Raw genomic sequence first — 1,920 nt, forward strand, 5'->3', positions numbered from 1 at the left:
CGTTGATGGTCAGAACGACCAGTTCACACCAGCCACCGCGTTCCACGGGGATTCCACACCGGCACCATGGCTATACCCCACCCCGAGATGCCCGCTTAACGAACTGCTGAATGAGGCTTTAATACCTGCCTGGTATATTCCACGTCTGCCCGACAAATCATTGACAAAATTACCGTCATTATTCACTTTCACCCGGTTATCATCGACAAATTCTTTGCGCACAGCCGCCTTCAGCCACGGCTCAACTTCCATGCCGTTCCCCAGACGCATGTTGTAACTCAGCGTTGCGCCCAGTTCACGATATATACTGCGGGTATCGACTGATTTCGATTCCATACCATTGGATAAATGATATTCGGGGTTATCAGCGGTGAACCCCGTTAACGATGCATACGGCGTCAGGTTCCAGTTACCATCGGTAAATCGCATCCCGGTTTCAATGTAACCGCCCAGCCCGTTGCTGCGATAACTGCCGTTGGCGGCTCCACCGCTGCTCATTTTACCGGCTACGTTACTTTCAAAGCGGTTCAGCTTCACGATACCGTCCAGATAGAAACCACTTTCATGTTCCCAGCTGACATAGCCCCCCAGAGAATAACTGCCCACACTGCCATGTCCTCCACGATCAAAACCGATATGTGAATGGGAATAACCCATAAAAGCGCCCAGCGTCGCAATCCCCTCAGGAATACCATTACGGCTATCGATCCCCACCGTCATTCCGGTCAGCGTCTGCTCAAACCCGGCACCCGCATCGGTGGTGACATTATTACGGGTGTTATACGTCGTCCCCCAGACATTATTGTTTTGTGGACTCGCTTTCATTATGTTCAACCGCTCGCGAATACTGTTTAGCTCAGCATCAAAGACCAACGGTAATGTTGCTGCCATATTGAGTACGGCTGCCGTAGAAGGCGTGATGCGTTTCTCCGGGACGGGTGTCGGCGTTGGATCGGGAGTCGGGTCTGGTTTCGGATCCGGTTTTGGGTCTGGTTTTGGATCCGGTTTCGGATTTGGGTTGGGGTCCGGGTTGGGTTTGACATCATTGGTCAGGTTCCAGTTGCTGTTGCCGTCGCTTTTCAGGACATACTCATAGGTCCCAAGATCAACGAAACCGCCGGTATTACCCAGCGTAAACGAAGCATCCCCTCCCCCTGTTTTCACCAGCGTCATCGCGTCGTCAGACTGAGGGCTGACGCCGGTATCCTGAACAAAGATTTTAAAATTGCCAGTGGCGTTGTTGTTGACGACCAGTTGATCGCCCCGGGAGCCTGCAACGTTGGTATGCAGGTAGAAATTACCGCTGCCGGAAAGTTCACTGGTGGTCAGCGTATTGTAGATACCGTTAGTTGTGGCAGGCGCTGCTGTTTGTGCTGATAAATAAACATCACCGTCGTTGAGGAGCAAACTGTTTACTCTATATTCGCAGTTGCTGGTGCCTGCACAGGAATTATTGCTGTTAAGCCAGACATTGCCCCGGCTGGCAGCCGTCAGGTCGGCAAGCGTCGTATCGACGCCATTTCCGATAGTTAATGTCGCGCTATCGGTAATCCGGACCACCCCTTCAAGTTTAACTGGCGTAACATTATCCCGTGGCGTCATTAACGACAGGCTTCCTGTCGCGCCACTGACCGATGCATCCGCCAGCGTACCTGCGTAGACGATTGCCGTCCCGCCAGCGACCTGTAGATCTTCTGCCCGGGCCAGAGCCTGAAACTCATCTTTTGACCGACCAAGGGTATATTGCCCACCGGAATTAACCTTTGTGGCGAAGTCCTGACCCAGGTTTTGCATTGCCCCACCGTTGCCAACCGTGGAATCGCGAGCTTCGGTACCTGCTAATACCAATAAATTACCGCCATTTTCCAGCAGCACATTGGTCGCTAAATTTCCGGCAATGGAAAAGGTGCCGTACTGGTG

The 1,920-nt window shown here is 52.5% G+C and carries 1 pseudogene; it reads right to left on the reverse strand.

Going from position 1 to position 1,920, the window contains the following annotated elements:
* Positions 1–9: 9 nt before the first annotated feature.
* Positions 10–1,920 (reverse strand): annotated as a pseudogene (gene ypjA, locus ATB02_RS25555) (adhesin-like autotransporter YpjA/EhaD); the annotation flags it as partial.

The organism is Escherichia sp. MOD1-EC5189 (assembly GCF_002966045.1).
Classification (GTDB): Bacteria; Pseudomonadota; Gammaproteobacteria; order Enterobacterales; family Enterobacteriaceae; genus Escherichia; species Escherichia coli_F.